7 protein-coding genes are annotated in these 15,590 nt (G+C 65.5%); 2 read left to right on the plus strand and 5 right to left on the minus strand.

The features are described from left to right. Window positions 1-23 precede the first annotated feature (23 nt). Window positions 24-146, minus strand: coding sequence for a type B 50S ribosomal protein L36 (ykgO, locus tag EAE32_RS01190; protein ID WP_055085155.1), 123 nt, complete (start codon window positions 144-146; stop codon window positions 24-26). A 152-nt stretch (window positions 147-298) separates the two neighbouring features. After that, window positions 299-799 carry a YdhK family protein gene (locus EAE32_RS01195; RefSeq protein ID WP_121863918.1) on the minus strand — a complete coding sequence of 167 codons (501 nt, stop codon included), beginning with the start codon at window positions 797-799 and terminating at the stop codon, window positions 299-301. Here EAE32_RS01195 and EAE32_RS11745 point away from each other — a divergent pair. Continuing rightward, the gene (locus EAE32_RS11745) at window positions 771-1,103 is read left to right on the plus strand and encodes a hypothetical protein (protein WP_165860423.1); all 333 of its coding nucleotides are present in this window, start codon (window positions 771-773) and stop codon (window positions 1,101-1,103) included. The genes EAE32_RS01195 and EAE32_RS11745 overlap by 29 nt on opposite strands. Further along, window positions 1,100-1,504, plus strand: coding sequence for a hypothetical protein (locus EAE32_RS11660; RefSeq protein WP_124035145.1), 405 nt, complete (start codon window positions 1,100-1,102; stop codon window positions 1,502-1,504). Before EAE32_RS11745 ends, EAE32_RS11660 begins: the two co-directional genes overlap by 4 nt. A 481-nt stretch (window positions 1,505-1,985) precedes the next feature. On the opposite strand, the gene EAE32_RS01200 is transcribed toward EAE32_RS11660, so the two are convergent. The 3 genes from EAE32_RS01200 to EAE32_RS01210 are packed head-to-tail and all read right to left on the minus strand — an operon-like array spanning window position 1,986 to window position 15,590. Further along, window positions 1,986-4,310 carry a 3'-5' exonuclease gene (locus tag EAE32_RS01200; RefSeq protein ID WP_121863919.1) on the minus strand — a complete coding sequence of 775 codons (2,325 nt, stop codon included), beginning with the start codon at window positions 4,308-4,310 and terminating at the stop codon, window positions 1,986-1,988. Between the two features lie 4 nt (window positions 4,311-4,314). Beyond that, entirely contained in the window at window positions 4,315-10,812 is a 6,498-nt protein-coding gene (locus tag EAE32_RS01205; protein ID WP_121863920.1) for a DEAD/DEAH box helicase, read from the minus strand. Further along, window positions 10,809-15,590, minus strand: a complete 4,782-nt coding sequence (locus tag EAE32_RS01210; protein WP_121864741.1) for an Eco57I restriction-modification methylase domain-containing protein — start codon at window positions 15,588-15,590, stop codon at window positions 10,809-10,811. The genes EAE32_RS01205 and EAE32_RS01210 overlap by 4 nt, the downstream gene beginning before the upstream one ends.

The raw sequence follows: 15,590 nt of genomic DNA on the forward strand, positions 1-15,590 counted from the left end.
GGCGGCCCCGGGCGCCCGGCGGCTCAGCCCTGGCGGGCCTTCATGCGCGGGTTCTTCTTGTTGATCACGTAGGTCTTGCCGCGGCGGCGCACCACCTGCGAGCCGGGGACCTTCTTGAGGGAGCGGAGCGAGTTGCGGACCTTCATGGGGCCTCCTTGTTGCGAACGATTCTCGCGTAGGAGGTTAGCACGGGCGTCAAGCTTCGCTCCGGCAACGTCCACCCCACCCCCGCCTCGGCGACCCGTGCGCGGCGGGGCGGCAGCAACGGCGTCGTCGCCCGGCACCGCGCGACCGGTTGCTATGCCCGCGGCGTTATCTCGTCTTCCACGACCCACTTGTGGTTTTTTATGGTCATGCCGTCCGCCTGGTAGTCGACCATGTAGACGATCTGCGTGGTGGAGGAGACCACCGTGCCCTTGGCGCCCTTCATGCCGGGCACGTGGTCCGCCTCGATGGTCACCTCGGTTCCCTCCATGAGGCGCTCCGATCCGGCATCCTTGAGCTCCTGCTGCACCACCCACTTGTGGTCGGTGACCTTGTCGCCGCCGTCCGTGGGGATGTAGTCCACCGCATAGGCCACGGTGTCGTAGGCGCCCACCACGGTGGTCGGCGCGCCCTTCATGCCCGGCATGCGGTCGGTGGTCAGAGTGGCCCTGGTTCCCTTGGAATAGCCAGGGTTTGTAGCCGCGATGATACCCGCGGGAGCGCAAATAATCCCAGCATCTTTCCAATGCCGGCGAACATATGAAATGTTTACCAGAAGTGACCAAATGAGCGCAGTGGAGCCCAAACCAATCATATACGAGGAGTTTGCGGGCGCGCCTGCACCCCTGAATGGGGACCCTGGCTCTGACCCAAGAATTTTCAAGAACTGCAATGGGTTTTCGTTTATTAAATTTGCCCCCTCTTCTGGAGTAAGATCCCGGAAAGATGAAAAGGATTCCTCACTGACAACTACATCTCTTAGAAGAAAATCGGCATTCTGCTTGGGTGTGAAGCTACCCTGTGAAAAAAATGCCGCCAACAGCAGAAGCAAGACTGGTGGAATCAAGGCCCCCAAGAGATGGTTTTCGATATTTATGGTGCTCATCATAAGTGCATGAAATCCCCCAGGATAAATCCTGCACTCGCACCAATTACTGGGAATATAATTAGTGCATCGAATGGGAATGCTGCATTAATTAAAGACGTGCCAGCGTCGGAGATGAGCCTACTGAACCCGAAGGACAGAAGGCCAACGCTAAAACTTATGGCGGCGCCCGTTCCGCTCCATTCCGCCATAATATGTGCGGTCTTTATCAACTTGATACTAGATGAAATGACACCAATAGAATCTAAGAATTTAATTATAACAATCGACCCAAAAATTGCCGGAAAAATAGTAACGCTTATTACAGTGAAATTGAACACTCCGATGACTCTGAGTGCTGCGAAAGTGGCGTCTGATCCGGTTGCAATGAGCATCAAACCCGCCAGTGAAACGAAAACCATACCCCCCCGATAGCATCCACGCATACAGGCGGAGCCCTATAAACCACCCAGGCGTAAATGGGGTATCTATGCCATACAGGACACCCTTCGGAGTCCAATTTTTACATAAAATAAATGCGCGCGACTTAAGAGAAACACAACAATTTTTGACGTATTTGCGCCAGAAGCTAGCGTCTAATTTTACGTTATTTATTTCTGAACTCTTCTCTGCGTGGCGTACGATAACTATCGAAATAAAGAACGCGAGGGCTAGTAGGGCGAGTAATGAGGCGTACCTTAATGCTAAGAAGAGTGTCAGCCATGCGAGCGCGCCAAGTATGGGCTTTACGTAGTAAGACTCAGAAATAGTAGCATTTTTGAATATATAATTACATGCTACCCAAAGCGCGACCCCTACGGGAGGGGCAATAAATAATATTGTCAATGCGACCATTGTGGCCTATCTTGTTTGCAAGGCTGGCGGAGAGAACAATTATTGATCGACTTTTCTAGTTTTATCGCTTGATCCCAGGCAGGAACGGGCTCGCCTTCTTGCTCCACGACACCGCCAGCATGTCCCGCGCACGGGTAGCCCCCACATACAGCAGTGAGCGCTCCCGCAGGGCGTTGTCTTCGCGGGCCTTCTCGTCGTACTGGTTACCCGTGAAGAAACGCGGGATGGACGCATCGCTGACCTCGAACAGCAGCACCCGGGAGAACTCGGTGCCCTTCGCGCGGTGCAGGGTCATGACAGCGGGAGTCCCCGCGGGGATGTTCTGCGTGTCCACGGGCGCCACGGAGACGCCCCTCTCCCCCAGGGCCCGCACCAGGGCGTCCCGCTGCTTCTTGGTGCGCGTGAGGATGCCCAGGGTGCTCGCGGCGAGCCCTTCGTCCGCGATCTCGGCGGACCAGGTCTTCAGCAGCGCCGCCACGCGGTCGTACTCCATGGCCAGGTCATCGGCGGGCAACAACACCGGAGTGGGGCCGGAGCGGCTGGAGATATAGCGCTCTGTGCCGTGGTCAGCTTCTTCGCCCTCAACCTCGTCCAGGTTGTAGTCCCCACCCTCGAGCACCTTGAGCGCCAGGTTCAAGTTCTGCTCGGTGGTGCGGTAGTTCAGGCGGAGCCTGCGGGAGCGGCCCACCACCTTGATCCCGTAATGGCCCAGCACGATCCGTTGACCGTAGATCCGCTGGTTGGAGTCCTCTGCGATGAACAGATCATCCGGTCCTTCCGGGACGATGGCCCGGGCAAGCACCCACCGGGTAGGCGTGAAGTCCTGCCCCTCGTCGATCAGCACATGGTCCACAGGGGAAGCACCGTTGGAACGGTCCAGCACGGCGGCGGCGACCGCTGCTGCCTCATCCCAGTCGATCTGCTGCGCAGCGAGCCCGTCTGCGCGGTAACGCTGCACGGCCGCCCACACGGCACGGCGCTGATTGCGGCCCAGGCGCGATCCCCGTCCCACGCGAGGTGCCCGGAGGTAGTCCTTCTCCTCGGTGATCTGGGCCGGCAGGATCACGTCCTGGTACTCGGACTGGAAGAACGCCGGCACAGCCAGTTCCTCGGGGAGCCCCTGGCCGGCGGCCTCAATGGCTTCATCCCACGAACTCGTACCGTAGGCACCGGCGTTACGGGGCTCCGGCGACTGCCGAACACCCCAGCCCAGCACGTGCTCCATGGCCTCGGGCAGCGCGTCCGTGCCGTTCGCGGCGGTCAGCACCCTGCGGGCCACCTGGTCCAGGGTCATCACACTGATCCCGGGTTGCCCCAGGTGCGCGGCCATCCGCACACCGGGATCCAGCGCACGGATCTGCTGGGCAATCATGTCCACGAGGTTGCGGGTGTAGGACACCACGAGGATGCGCGCTGCGGGGTTCTCGCGTGCGAGCCGCACCGCTCGGTGGACGAGCACCACGGTCTTGCCCGTCCCCGCGCCACCGGAGAGCCGGAACGGCCCGGAGGTCCTCTTGTCCACGTACTCCTGCTGGTCGGGGTGCAGGAACAGCCGCCACGCCTCGAAGTCGCCGCTGGCCAGGGCCTTCTCCAGGGCGGCGTCGTCCTCGATGAGGTGGAAACGGGATGCCGCGCGTGGCGTGGTCATGGCGCGCACCACGGCGTCGGTCTCGGAGGGAACGCCCACCTCGGTGCCGCCCGTCGGCTCGTCGTCGGCCGCGGAGTACCGGGCCCGCACCTCGTCCAGGGGCGTACCGGTGGCAAGGTCAAGCAGGGCGTCCTCTTGCCACCCGCCCACACGCTCCAGGAAGCGCACGAGTTCCTCTTCCGAGGCCGCAGCCACGGCATATTCGGCCACGGGCTCGTCCACACCGAGTTGGGTTGCGAGCTCCGCCGCCGCATAACCGGCCACCAGGTTGGTCGTGGCAGGTTCCGCCTCGGACGACGACGCCGCCCGCTCGTCCTGCTGCCTCGCCACCAGCTCCGCGGCGCGGGCGTCCACCATGGCCTTGAGCTCGGAATCGGTGTAGTGACCTTCCCCGGACTCGGTGGTGGGTTCCACACGGCGAATCTCGGCAGCGCCGTTGATGGGGTTCACGCGGGCGTAGGCCTTGGCTGCCACGGTGTAGGCGTCGTCGTGGGCGTACACGCCGTAGAGCAGCCACAGGTCATGGAGATCGAACAGCACCAAGCGGTGGAACTGGTCCACACGAGCGGTACGCACCCGCGGGTCCGCACTGTTCTGGATGGGCTCCACGTGGAGGCCATTGGTGGTGCTGTCCCGCATGAGTTTCTCCAGCGTGGCATTGACCTTGCCGGAGATGGACCTGTCGTAGCTGGTGACGAAGCCGCGGTCCAGGATGAGCTGCTTATGGGGTGCCGTCATGGCGTCACGCCTTTCCGCCGGGGGTGCTGCCTCGGGCTTGCAGGAGATGATGGATGGTGGCCACGTCCGGTCCTGTCACGGTCCAGTCCGCGGGGGCCACGTCACGGAAGCCGGTCACGAGATCCGCTTCGGACAGCCACGCGATTTTCCATTCCGGCCATGCCAGATCCACGGGGTACCCGTGGAACTCCTCCCCCACATCCGGCAGGGGAAGCTCGAGCCGTCCCGCGAGGCGCAGAATGTCACCCTCCTCCGGGGTCACGGCCTCCGCCACGAGCGACTGCCATTCCTGCGGGAGCGTGACGGACTGCGGGACGTGCAGAACATCCAGGGGGCCCACGCCGGACTCGCGGGGAGGCGCGGGCTCCTGGGACGTGTGGGACAAGAACTCCACCCACGAGTCCCGGGCGGCTTCGGGCTCTTCTTCAGCGATCCGCAGGAGAGAGGACCTGGTCTCCACGACGGTGACGGAACCGGGCTGCAGGTCCTGCCGCAAATTGGCCAGGGCAAGCCACTGCCGCCATGATTCGTTGAAGTACGGCGAGCCCACCGCGGCTTCCCGGTCATCCAGGACCACGGCCAGCCGGTTCACGGGCGAGGTGACCCCGCCGAGCACCACGAGGGGACCGTCCCGCCGCACGAAACCGGGTGCCGTGGGTTGATGGGGAGGGCCCGGAAGCCGATCCCCGGGAGGCGTGTCCAGAATGCCGACGGCCTGCTCCCCCAACGCATCCGGGCTCACCGGGGTGGGCTTACCCGTGAAGAGCAGGAGGTTCAGCTGCTGCGAGACGGTGCGCTGACGCTTGAGCGGATCGCGCAGTGTTCCTCGGAGGAGACTCAGCAGCTGATCCATCGGGTTGGCGGTCAGGTAGGCGAGGTCGTCACCATCGACTGCTCCGCGTGATCGCACCGCTTCCAGAATCCGGGTATCCCAGAGATTGGCAAGGACCGATTCGGTGGTCTCCCCGCGCTGGGCGGCCTCATAGGCGTTCAGGTCGTTGTTCGTCAGCGCGTACACGAGGTAGCCCTGCTCGCGCAGACCGCGGCGCTTGGCGGCGTCGTCGCCCACCCTGTTGGTGGCCAGGGACGCGTGGTACTCACGGCCATCCAGGTAGATAGCGGCCCCCTTGATGCCCTGAGTGGCCGGCCACGTGATCAGGGAGTCCGGCTGGGTGTCCCCCAGCTGCACCTGGGATGCGAAGGAGTACCGGACCTCCCCGATGATGGCGGAGAAGCCCTTGCCGCCGTCCCCCACGGTGTCGGTGACGTCCGCGCCGGGCAGCTGCCCCACGGCCGCACGGAAGAGGCGGCGGAAGCGGTGCTCGAGCGAGGATTCGAAGTCGTCCCCCAGGGGTGCGCTTCCCTCCTCGATCCGCCAGGTCATGTCCTCACCGGGTGCGTCCGAGCCGAGGACCGTACCGAGAATCTCCACGGCCCGCCGCCGGTCCAGACTCTCCCTGTGGGAGGCGCGCACGTGCGGCATGAGGCAGCGGAAGCACGCGCTCTTGCCCTCGTCCTGACACGGGCACTGCGTCAGGTAGTCCTGGGCCTGACGCAGCAGATGCCACAGCGAGTCCGGTGAAGCGAGCTCCGCCAGGTAGCCCGTACCGCCGGGCACGGCGTCGTAGAGCATGAGCGAGTCCGCATTGTTTCGAGAGACGTCCGGGACCACCTCCATGCCCAGGTGGCTGATCTCGCCACCGAAGCGTTCCCGCAACCCCAGCATGAGGGCCGCGTAGAAGCTCCACAGCGAGCGCCCTGAGCTGTCGTCCGTGATGGACGGGGGGAGGCTCATCATGATCGTCTCGGTGGTCAGTTCGCGGGAGAGCACCACGGACACGGACTCCGGGTTCTCCACCCGGCGCTGGGTACACCATCCCTGGTGTTCCTGGGCCTTGTTCTCCCCGAGGGTGGTGTCCAGGTGACCGCACACCGCGCAGATGGTGAACCCCCCGATGCGCTGCCGGCGTCCTGCCAGTGTGGCTTCCCGTGCGCCCTCCCGCGGCTTGCCCACGTTCAGCCGGGTCAGCCGGGAATCGCGCCGGAAGGTGATGCCCACTCCCGTCCCGCCCACGGACCACTGGGCGCGGGTGTCCGCCCCGGTGAAGTCCGGGATGGTCAGCGTGTCATAGCTGGTGCTGGCGCGATCCTCGGAGGCGTCGGTGATCTTGGCGCGGTTCAGCTCCATGGTGGAGGACACCTTGGTCAGCTCCACCACGTGCAGGTGCTGACCCTCGTCCGCGATGCCCGGCCGCTGGCACGCGGGGCATGCGTCCAAACGCTGTGTGCTCTCGAGCGTGGTCGTGTGCCCGCAGTCCGGGCAGAAGGCCACGCGCCGCACGCCGTCACCGTCACTGCCCACGTCCACCGAGTCGATTTCCAGTTCGTGGCCGCCCGCATAGAAGTGATTCCCGGGGGCCAGCTCGGTCAGGGCGGTGAACCCGGAACGCTCGTACTCGGCCGGGATGTGCTTCCAGTTGTCGTGCTCGTCCCGGTAGGTGAGGGTGGCTTCCAGACTCACGGCATCGTCGTACAGCGTGAAGTTCGGGAGCACCCCGAAACGCTCCAGCACACCAATCCAGTGCTCGTGACTGAGCTGGGAGGCCTCCGCACGCAGCCGGGCCTGGCTGCCGGAGAGCCGCCGCTCTTCGCGCTTGCGGGCTTCTTCGTCCTCCACCGAGCCAAGCTTCTGCTCCTGCTCGTCCAGCAGCTGCTGTTGACCCTCCAACTCGGTGGTGAGCTTCTGGTCCTCCTCCGCGGTGATCACCACGGTGCCCGCGGCAATGTCCTGCAACCGCTTCTCCACGGCCTTGCGACGGTGCGTGAGCTCGTCCTTCTCGCGCCACCAGCGCTGCACGGAGGACTTCACGGCCCGCTCCAGGCCGCTGGGCTCATCGCCTCCGGGCCACGTGGCCCACTCGCGCAACGCCACGGCGGCCTCACGGGTCATGCCGCGGCGGGGGTTGTCCCCCACCTGGAAGGCGGACAAAAACTCATCCAGTCGCTGCTGTGAGTGCTGCTTCGCGTCCGCGAGCATGACCCCCAGGAAGGTCTGAGGGCCGCTGGACTTCATCACGGAGGCGGCGCGGGCGGGGTCCGGGGCGCCGTCGTCCCCGGCCATCCGGTCCATGAGGAACGCCGTGTACTGCCGGTGCAGGATCTCCTCCGCGGAGAGATATGCCGCGGGCGGGCGCACCGCACCGTTGAGCATGAACTCGGGTTCGATGAACGCCGAGCCCTTTCCCCGCGTGGTCATGAAGGCGAGGTCCAGCGAGTTGCCGGTCAGCCGCCCCGCGCGGCCCACACGCTGCAGGTAGGAGGCCACGGTGTCCGGAATGGACGCCAGGATCACGGTGGAGAGATCACCGATGTCGATACCCATCTCCAACGTGGGCGTGGCCACCAGCACGTTGGGTGCGCCCGGGGTGGTCTCGCTGTTCTTGAACTCGTTCTCGTACTCCAGTCGCGTCTCTGCCTGCAGCAAGGAGGTGTGCTCGCGGGCGATGACACGCCGCATGTCCCCGCGGTACAGGCTGCGGTAGTAGCTGCTGCGCAGCCGGTCCCGGCGCAGGTGACCCTTGCACTGATACGTGGTGCACGGCGCTCCATCCAGGGCGGCCAAGGTCTCGGGTAGACCCGTCACCATTTCTCCGCACACGGGACAACGCAGGATCTCGGCGGGCTGCGTTGCCAGGGCCATCATGAGCTTCTCGGGCCGCAACCCGTAGCTTTCGGCGGTGGTAGTGCCGCGCTCGGTCACGCCCACCGTGTCGGTGAACCCCGCCTCGCTCAGTGCCGTGAACAGCGGCTTCAGCAGGTGCCCCGCGCTGCGCTTGTCCAGGCCCAGGCATCGTGAGGTCCAATCCACGTACCAGCTGGAGGAATTGCCGGGGTCGGTGAACTCGCTCTTGGGCTTGAAGCGGCCCGTGGCGGGAAACGTGGGCGAGCGGCGCCCGGGTGGGAACGCCGGCATCACGTCCTTGGGTCTGCGCCCGCCCCAGATCTCGTAGCGCATCCCGCCCTTGGCGCGGTACGGGCGCAACCACTCGTGGGCGATCGCACCGTCGGTGCGCAGCCGTTCCAGGACCCCGCGCACCCACACGCCGGCGAGCGCGCCCGCGGGCGTCTCCCCCGCGACGTCGAGCGTCATTTGCCGCGCCGCGCGCTCCAGGACGTCCTCGCCCACGGAGCGCAGCTGGCCCTCGGGCGCCTGCACGGAGGCGGCCGCGGTGCCGGTCGCAGCCAACGTCCGGCCGTAGGACTCCACCAGGCCGGCCTCGAGTTCCAGGTCGAACTCCAGGCGCGTGGCCACCAGGTCCGCCGCTCGACGACGCCGCCGCGCCGTCTCCTCGTCATCCCAGAATCCGCGCACGGGCGGGTTCTGGGCAATCGTGGGATGCAGCAACCGGTAGCGCTCCTCGGGGGTGTGGGCGTTCGCCATCATGCGTTCCACCACGTCCTCGACGGGAGCGGGCTCCTCAGTGAGGGCCGTTTCAATGGCCGAGCGCAGGGCGAGCGAATAGGACCGCGCTTCCACGAATCCGGCTCGGTGCGCGGCGTCCTGCACCGAGTCCGTGAACACGAGGGACTTCTTCTCGCTGGGGTCCAGCCCCGCCGTGCCGAACAGGCTGGACAGGGCCACGGAGAGCAGCGTGGCGGTGCGGGATCCCACGAAGCGGATGCCATTGGCCACCTGACACGAGGGGCACGTGTCCGCGTTGGACAGGGCATCCGCTTCCAGGCCCACGTGCATGAGCACGGGCAGGCTATCGACGTCGCCCGCGTCCTCCGCGGGCAGAGTGTCCTCGATGCTGCGGCGCTCGGGGTCCAGGAACCGCACGCGCTCGTTGTCACCGGGTTCCGCCCCGGGAAGCGAGATCAGCGCGCGGAAGCGTCCCGTGTGGCGCACGTGGGCCTCGCGGATCGCCTGGGGCTTGATCACCAGGTCATTGGTGCCCGTGAGGGCGATGCCCCAGCCGGTTCGCCCGCAGTGGCGGCAGTAGATGGCGGGCAGGAAACTGCCGTCATGCACCGTGCGGTCATCGCTCCACGAGAACGCCACCGCGGGGGACACCGCACGGTCCACACGGGAGACTTCGCGGGTCCAGAGGTGGACCTCCACGTTCGGGAAACTGTTGCGGCCGGCCCGCGAGCGCACGTGGGACAGGGCGCCGCACAGGGCCTCGATGAAGCGGGCACCCACGGTGTCCGGGTCCAGGTGCGGGACCAGGGCCGTGCTGAGGTCCCGTACCGGAATGGCGCGAGTGGCCCGCGAGAGCAGATCGCTCACGAGTGGATGGGCCAGGAAGAGATCGCGCTCGGTGGCGGGATCCAGCTCGGCGTTCTCGGCCGCGGCATCCGGGCCTCGCCACAGCACCCCGAGCACTCGACGGGTGAGGTCCGCAGGATCGGGCAGCAACCCGCCCTGCCTCACCGGCAGCACGTCGAGGATTGCTTCCAGCTGACCCAGGGTGGGGTGTTCTTGGGCCTGCCACGCGCTGCGATCCACGCGGGCCATGGCCTCGTCCCGGAGCTGCTCCTGGGTCACGCGCCGCTCCGTCACCACCGATGCCCGGGTGAACTCCACCCCGAAAATGGTGCTGGCGAACTCGGCCACGGGGGCGATATCGCTCTCGTCCCCCAGTGTTGCGGACGTGGCCACCGGGATCATGGCCGTGCGCTGCGGTGCCAGCCGGTCCAGCACCAGGCGCAAGCGGCGGATCAGCATGGCCACGTCCGTGCCCTGAGCGCCGTTGTAGGTGTGGAACTCGTCCAGCACCAGGTAGCGCAGGGACTCGGCGGACTGCTCCCACAGCGGACGATCCGCCGACCGCAACAGCAGCTGATCCAGCATCTTGTAGTTGGTGAGGATGATGTCCGGGGCCACCGAACGAATCGTGTGGCGGTCCTCGATCAGCCCCTCCGCGGACATGGCGGTGCGCGGGGCGCCCGAGTGCTCACCGATATAGAGCGCGGCGGTGACTCCCTGCAGCGCGGGGTTCTCGTGGATCATTCGTGCCAGCCGAGCGGCCTGATCGTTGGCCAGGGCATTCATGGGGTACAGGATGATCGCCTTGATGCCATGCAGGCCCTGTTTCCGGGCGCGCACGGCATAGTCCAGCAGGGGGTAGAGGAACGCCTCGGTCTTGCCGGAACCCGTACCCGTGGTCACGATGGTGGGCTCCGGGACCCGCAGCCCCTGCCGGTCCTGCGCTCCCGGGACCGATGGGTCCGTGGTCAGTCTGCGAAAGGCCTCCGCCTGGTGCGCGTACGGCTGGAACCAGTCCGGGAGCACACGGAGCGGCGGCTCGGTGGGATCGGTCTGGAAGGGCAACCGGGTGCGAAGGAACGGGCCCCGGAAGATCCCCTCCTCCCGGTCGCTGAGGAAGGAGCTGAACGCGTCCCGCGCGTACTGGTCCGAGAACTCGATGGCCGTGGTGACGTATTCCACCAGGGCCGACTGCATGGCCTCGGCCTGCAGCGAGGGCAGCAGTTCACTCATGCGCCGTGGACTCCTTCGTAGACACCCGGCCGGTACACACCCTGCTCCATCCGCTCGGCAAATGCGGCGTATGCCTCACGCATGTCCGCCTCCCGGTCCAGGATGCGGAACGGTTCGGGAGCGGTGATCTGACGGCCCTCCGCGGTCACGTACGTGCGATCCTCGATGCTGAGGCCGTACTCGGGCCGCCCGGCCTTGTTCCACGCGGTCCGCACGGTGGACGGAATGAGGCGGCCGGTGGAGTCGTAGACCTTGCCCCGCTTGTCCTCGCCGCGTTCATACGTGTAGAGCACGCCGAACTGGGTGCGGTACAGGGTGCACAGCTCGTCAATGGGGATACCGGTCACGTGAGCCATGATCGCGTCGATCTCCACGAGCGCACGACGCCGATCTTCGTCCTTGCGCAGCGGCGTGGCCGTGGTCCATTCCGAGCCGACCTCACCCAGCGCGGGACGGTCCGAGCGCTCCCGACCCCCGGTCCACGAGTCATCCGCCATGGCAGGAACCCAGCAGTCCCGCCACAGGTGTGCGTAGGCGTCGGTCAAGCAGTTGAGCCGCAAGACTCGTAGCGCCATTGCCGCCGCCAAAGGGTGGTCTAGCGGAACGAATGGCAATCGGTCGATAGCCGATTGGAAAATTCCACTTCCTACCGTGGCGCGGACGAGAAAATCGGAGATGAGAGAGCTCATACTCCCCATAGCTTCAACGAGGACACGAGGGGCGCTGGAATACCCATCTGAAAAGACAGAGTGAACCGTGCTAGTGCCAGGCGGGAAAATCGCGGGAATAAGAGTTCTCTCCCCTGTCCCGGCAGCCATGGCTCGCCACATGACACGGTAGAAGTCTCTCACCGGCACCGCGGTCTGCTCGCGGGGGTTGTGGAGGTCCTGGACCACCCACGACCCGTAGTTGCGGTCATAGCGCGCCGTGGAGACGGAATCATCGACATCCCGATCGTAGAGGGGCTTGTACTCCGTCACGGGCAGGGCGTCACCGGGCAGCACCTCCAAGTCCACCGGTGAGTAGTCCTGGTTCCCGCGCATGGTCTCATTCCGCGACGCGTAGAAGGGGTTCCCCACGTGGAAGTACGGCCCCTGCAGGATGACGTCATTCCAGGAGCGGGCCTCCCCCCACCGGGACTCGAAGTACCCGTCTCGGCGGCCGAACGTCTCATCCCAGCCGCGACTAAAGCCGGGGTTCCATTCACGCAGGGTCGGCACCCGAGTCAGCCGCTGGAGTGCCTCAGCGGCTGAGTGATTGACCGAAAACACCATGCGCGCCTCGTGGATCGGAACGTCCTCGGACCCCGCTTCCATGAGCGCGTGCCAAGTAGCTAGGACATCGCGGTCGACGTGTTCAATGCGTGAAGCATGAGGCCGCAGATCCCACTTACCAGACTCATCCCTGAAGCCAGGTTCTAATCCGTCTCCATTATGAAGCATGGATCCATAGATGGTATGCGGGTGATACATCGAGATGGCGTTCAAGAAATTGGGAGGTTGGCTCGACCCATAAATGTTAATACTGTAAGAAACATGGTGATCTACCTCGCCAAACAACTGAAGTTCGTTCAGGAAGTTCCAATGCCGTCGCAAATGGGAATACGTTGCTCTTCGTAGCGACTGACCATTAGCATCCGTCAAATGGCTTGGGGGGTGGATAAGAGCAATACAGCCTCGATTTGTTTCGTGCCGCCACGCCTGGACCATGAATGCCCGGTAAAGGTCTGGCTGTGTCCCTTCCAACTCTGGATACTCGCTCACGGCACCCACGTATTCTGCCAGACCCGCAGTATCTGTCAGACCCGCCAGCAGCACACCCTCTGCACCGGGAATCCGCATGGTCCATTCACGCCGGGCGTTCTTCGCCTTCTCCGACGGCTTGTCCATCAATGTCCACCACGGGTCGCTCTCCCCCAACAGCGCACTCACATCAGGGCGCGGTCGCACCCACGGGGGGTTCCCCACCTGGAAGTCGAACCCGCCCCGTGAGAACACGGCCGCGAAGTCCAGCTCCCAGTGGAAGAACCGCTGTTCCTTGGCGATCCGCTGGGCCTCCCGCAGCCACGGGGTCTCCGCAAGCAGCCAGTCCACGTCCCGCGCGTTCTCCGCGGGGAACATCCGCTCAATGTCCTCCAGGGTCTCCCACTCGGAGTCGCTGCTGCCGAGGTACTCCCCCTGGCGGCCCTTTCGGCCCTCGAACTTCTGGCCCGTGATCTGGCGGATCACGGTGAGCCATTCATTGAACTCGGGTGGCTGCGGGGTGTCCTCGTCCAGCGTGACGGGCCAGAACCACAGGGCACACCACGCGTCCATGATGAGCCGGAGCCGGCGGTAGGCGGAGTTGGGATCATCCAGCCACGCCTCGATCTCCTCACGCGTGACCGCACCTCCCGGCTCCACGTCCGCGCCCCACACCTCGATGGAGCGGCGGGACTGCCGCTCCGCCTCCACCATGCGCCGCCGGGCGAGCTGCCAGAGATCGTCAATGCGATCCGTGAGGGACGAGAGCTCCGCGATCTCCTTCTTGATGGGTTTGCGATGCACCCGCTTGGACCATTCCCGCAGCGTCTTTGCCTGTTCGGGAGCCAGCTTCTTGATCTCCTTGTTGGACCCCGCGGCTCCCCACCCCTCGGCGGGGAGCAGAAAGTGGAAGATCCCCGTGGTCTCGTCCACGGTGCGGTCCAGGGGAACGTGACGCGGCGCCGTCGTCATCCGGGCCTTGGGCAGGGCCTTCTCCACCACCGAGGTGTCATAGACCGCGTGCCGCGCGCCCACCAGCGAATTACCGGAGCGCAATCGCAGCCCGAACCACGGGGCCTTCAGCCCACGGGACATGGTGTCCAACCACAGGGAGACCTCCGCGAGCTCCACGGCGGTGGGATTCAGGTCCACGCCGTAGACGTTATGTAGCGCGATGTACGCCTTGACCCGCTGCAACTCCGTCGGGTACTCCTCCGGGTCGATCCTGGTGTCCAGCTCCGCCTGCCGCCGCTCCAGATATGCCTCCGCGAGCTGGCGCACGGCCTCGATGGCGAACGCCCCCGAACCCAGCGCGGGCTCGCACACGGACAGCCCCAGAATCTCCTCCGCGGACATCTCGTCCGTGAGCAGCTCTTCCAGGCCCTGCTGCACCGTGAACTGGGTGAGCACCTCGGGGGAGTAGTAGGACGCGGATTGCTGGCGCTGCCGCCCGGAGAGCCGGAACACGAACTCACCGTAGTGGTACGTGCGCGGAACTTCGCGGCCCAGCTCGTCCTCCGTCATGACCACGTGCTTGCGCAGTTCCTCGTCCACACGATCCTCGGGGACCACCCACGAACCGTCGGACGGGTTGCCGTGCTTGGCCAGCTCCACCAGGGTCCCGTTCGCAAACGAGCCCGTGTAGCTCATCAGGGACTCGTACACCGCGCCCAGCTGGTTGATGCCCAGGGCCACGTAGCTGATGAACCCACGGTCCCGGCCCTTGCGCTCTTTGGTCAGCAGCAGGTTCTGCAGGACTCGTTGCAGCGCCTTGTTCCCCAGCTGGACCTCGTCGATCAGGGCGGTGCGGTCCCTGCGGAACAGGTCCGAGCGCAGTGCCTCGAAGGTGAGACCCTCGCGAGCGATGTCCGCGGCGTCGTCCTCCTGTGCCAACTGCGGTTGGTGCCCCACCTCCACAAGATCGAAGAGGACGCGCAGCGACGAGTAGAAGTGCGTTCCCCGCTCGGAACGGGACGTCAGCTGCTTGAGCGTGAGCTCGCGCAGCCGGTCGATCGAATAGCCCGTCTCGTACTCGGGGTCCCCCGTGGGCACCACGCCCAGCTCGGGGCTGGCCTCCGCGTAGAGCAGGAACAGGATGCGGTAGAGGTAGCGCAAGGACTGGACGGCGAGCACCTGGGCCTGCTCGTCCGGCAGGGGCAGCAGGCCCTGGTCCTTGCGGCGAGAGACCACCTCATTGGCAATGATCTCAATGGACTCGCGCACGCCCTCCCGCAGGTCCTTGGACACACCTACGGCATTGCGCACGGATTCCTCGCGGCGGGCATCCCACCAGATGGTGCCGTTGGCGTCCGGGGCCACGGACGGCGCCGCGATACACGCGAGCAGGCGCTGGATCTCACCGCCGGACTTGGTGTCACCGCGCTCCGCGACGGTCTGCACGTCCACGGCCAGGTAGCGGCCCTGCGGCCACGCGTCCTCGCTGGTGAGCACCACGGTGCGCCCTGCCAGCACGAGCATGTACCGCGGCGGTTGATCCTCGGACACCAGGGCGGACAGCAGCTCGCTCACGGACGAGATCGGCTGCCCGTCCTCCTCGTGCAGCGTGACGTCCGCGGTGAGCAGCCCGTGGTGCTTGGAGAGCAGATCCTCGGCCGTCTCGGAGGCGAGCGCATCGATCATCGCAATGCTCGGCTCGGTGGTGTCCAGCGGCGAGTACCAGCGCAGGGCACCCTCGCCCCGGCTGGGCTGGCTGGTGTACCCCAGCACCTCGCGCAGAGTGTCCGCGGCGGCCGACGACGCCCGCGCCACCGCCTCGCGCCGCTGCGTGTTGGTAGCGCCCTCCGGGAGCTCCGCGGCCGCGGCGTGCAGCGCGATCAGCTCCGAGAGGATCCGCTGGCGAGCGGCCGTCACACGATCCAGGGGACTCTCGTACCCGGGCGAGTCCTCCGACTCCTGCTTCCACTCCTTGACGAGCTTCTTGGTCTCGGCAAGGAACGTCCCGGAGTTCTCGTCCGCGGTGAAGTAGAACTCGCTGATCCACTCGTTGACCACCATCAAGGCATCACTGGACGGCAT

Source organism: Kocuria tytonicola (genome assembly GCF_003687175.1).
Lineage (GTDB): Bacteria > Actinomycetota > Actinomycetes > Actinomycetales > Micrococcaceae > Kocuria > Kocuria tytonicola.

Excerpts from the sequence above, each read along its gene's own strand:
- EAE32_RS01195 (WP_121863918.1), bottom strand. The coding sequence starts at position 799 with ATGATTGGTTTGGGCTCCACTGCGCTCATTTGGTCACTTCTGGTAAAC.
- EAE32_RS11745 (WP_165860423.1), top strand. The coding sequence starts at position 771 with ATGAGCGCAGTGGAGCCCAAACCAATCATATACGAGGAGTTTGCGGGC.
- EAE32_RS11660 (WP_124035145.1), top strand. The coding sequence starts at position 1,100 with ATGAAATCCCCCAGGATAAATCCTGCACTCGCACCAATTACTGGGAAT.
- EAE32_RS01205 (WP_121863920.1), bottom strand. The coding sequence starts at position 10,812 with ATGAGTGAACTGCTGCCCTCGCTGCAGGCCGAGGCCATGCAGTCGGCC.
- EAE32_RS01210 (WP_121864741.1), bottom strand. The coding sequence starts at position 15,590 with ATGCCGTCCAGTGATGCCTTGATGGTGGTCAACGAGTGGATCAGCGAG.
- ykgO (WP_055085155.1), bottom strand. The coding sequence starts at position 146 with ATGAAGGTCCGCAACTCGCTCCGCTCCCTCAAGAAGGTCCCCGGCTCG.
- EAE32_RS01200 (WP_121863919.1), bottom strand. The coding sequence starts at position 4,310 with ATGACGGCACCCCATAAGCAGCTCATCCTGGACCGCGGCTTCGTCACC.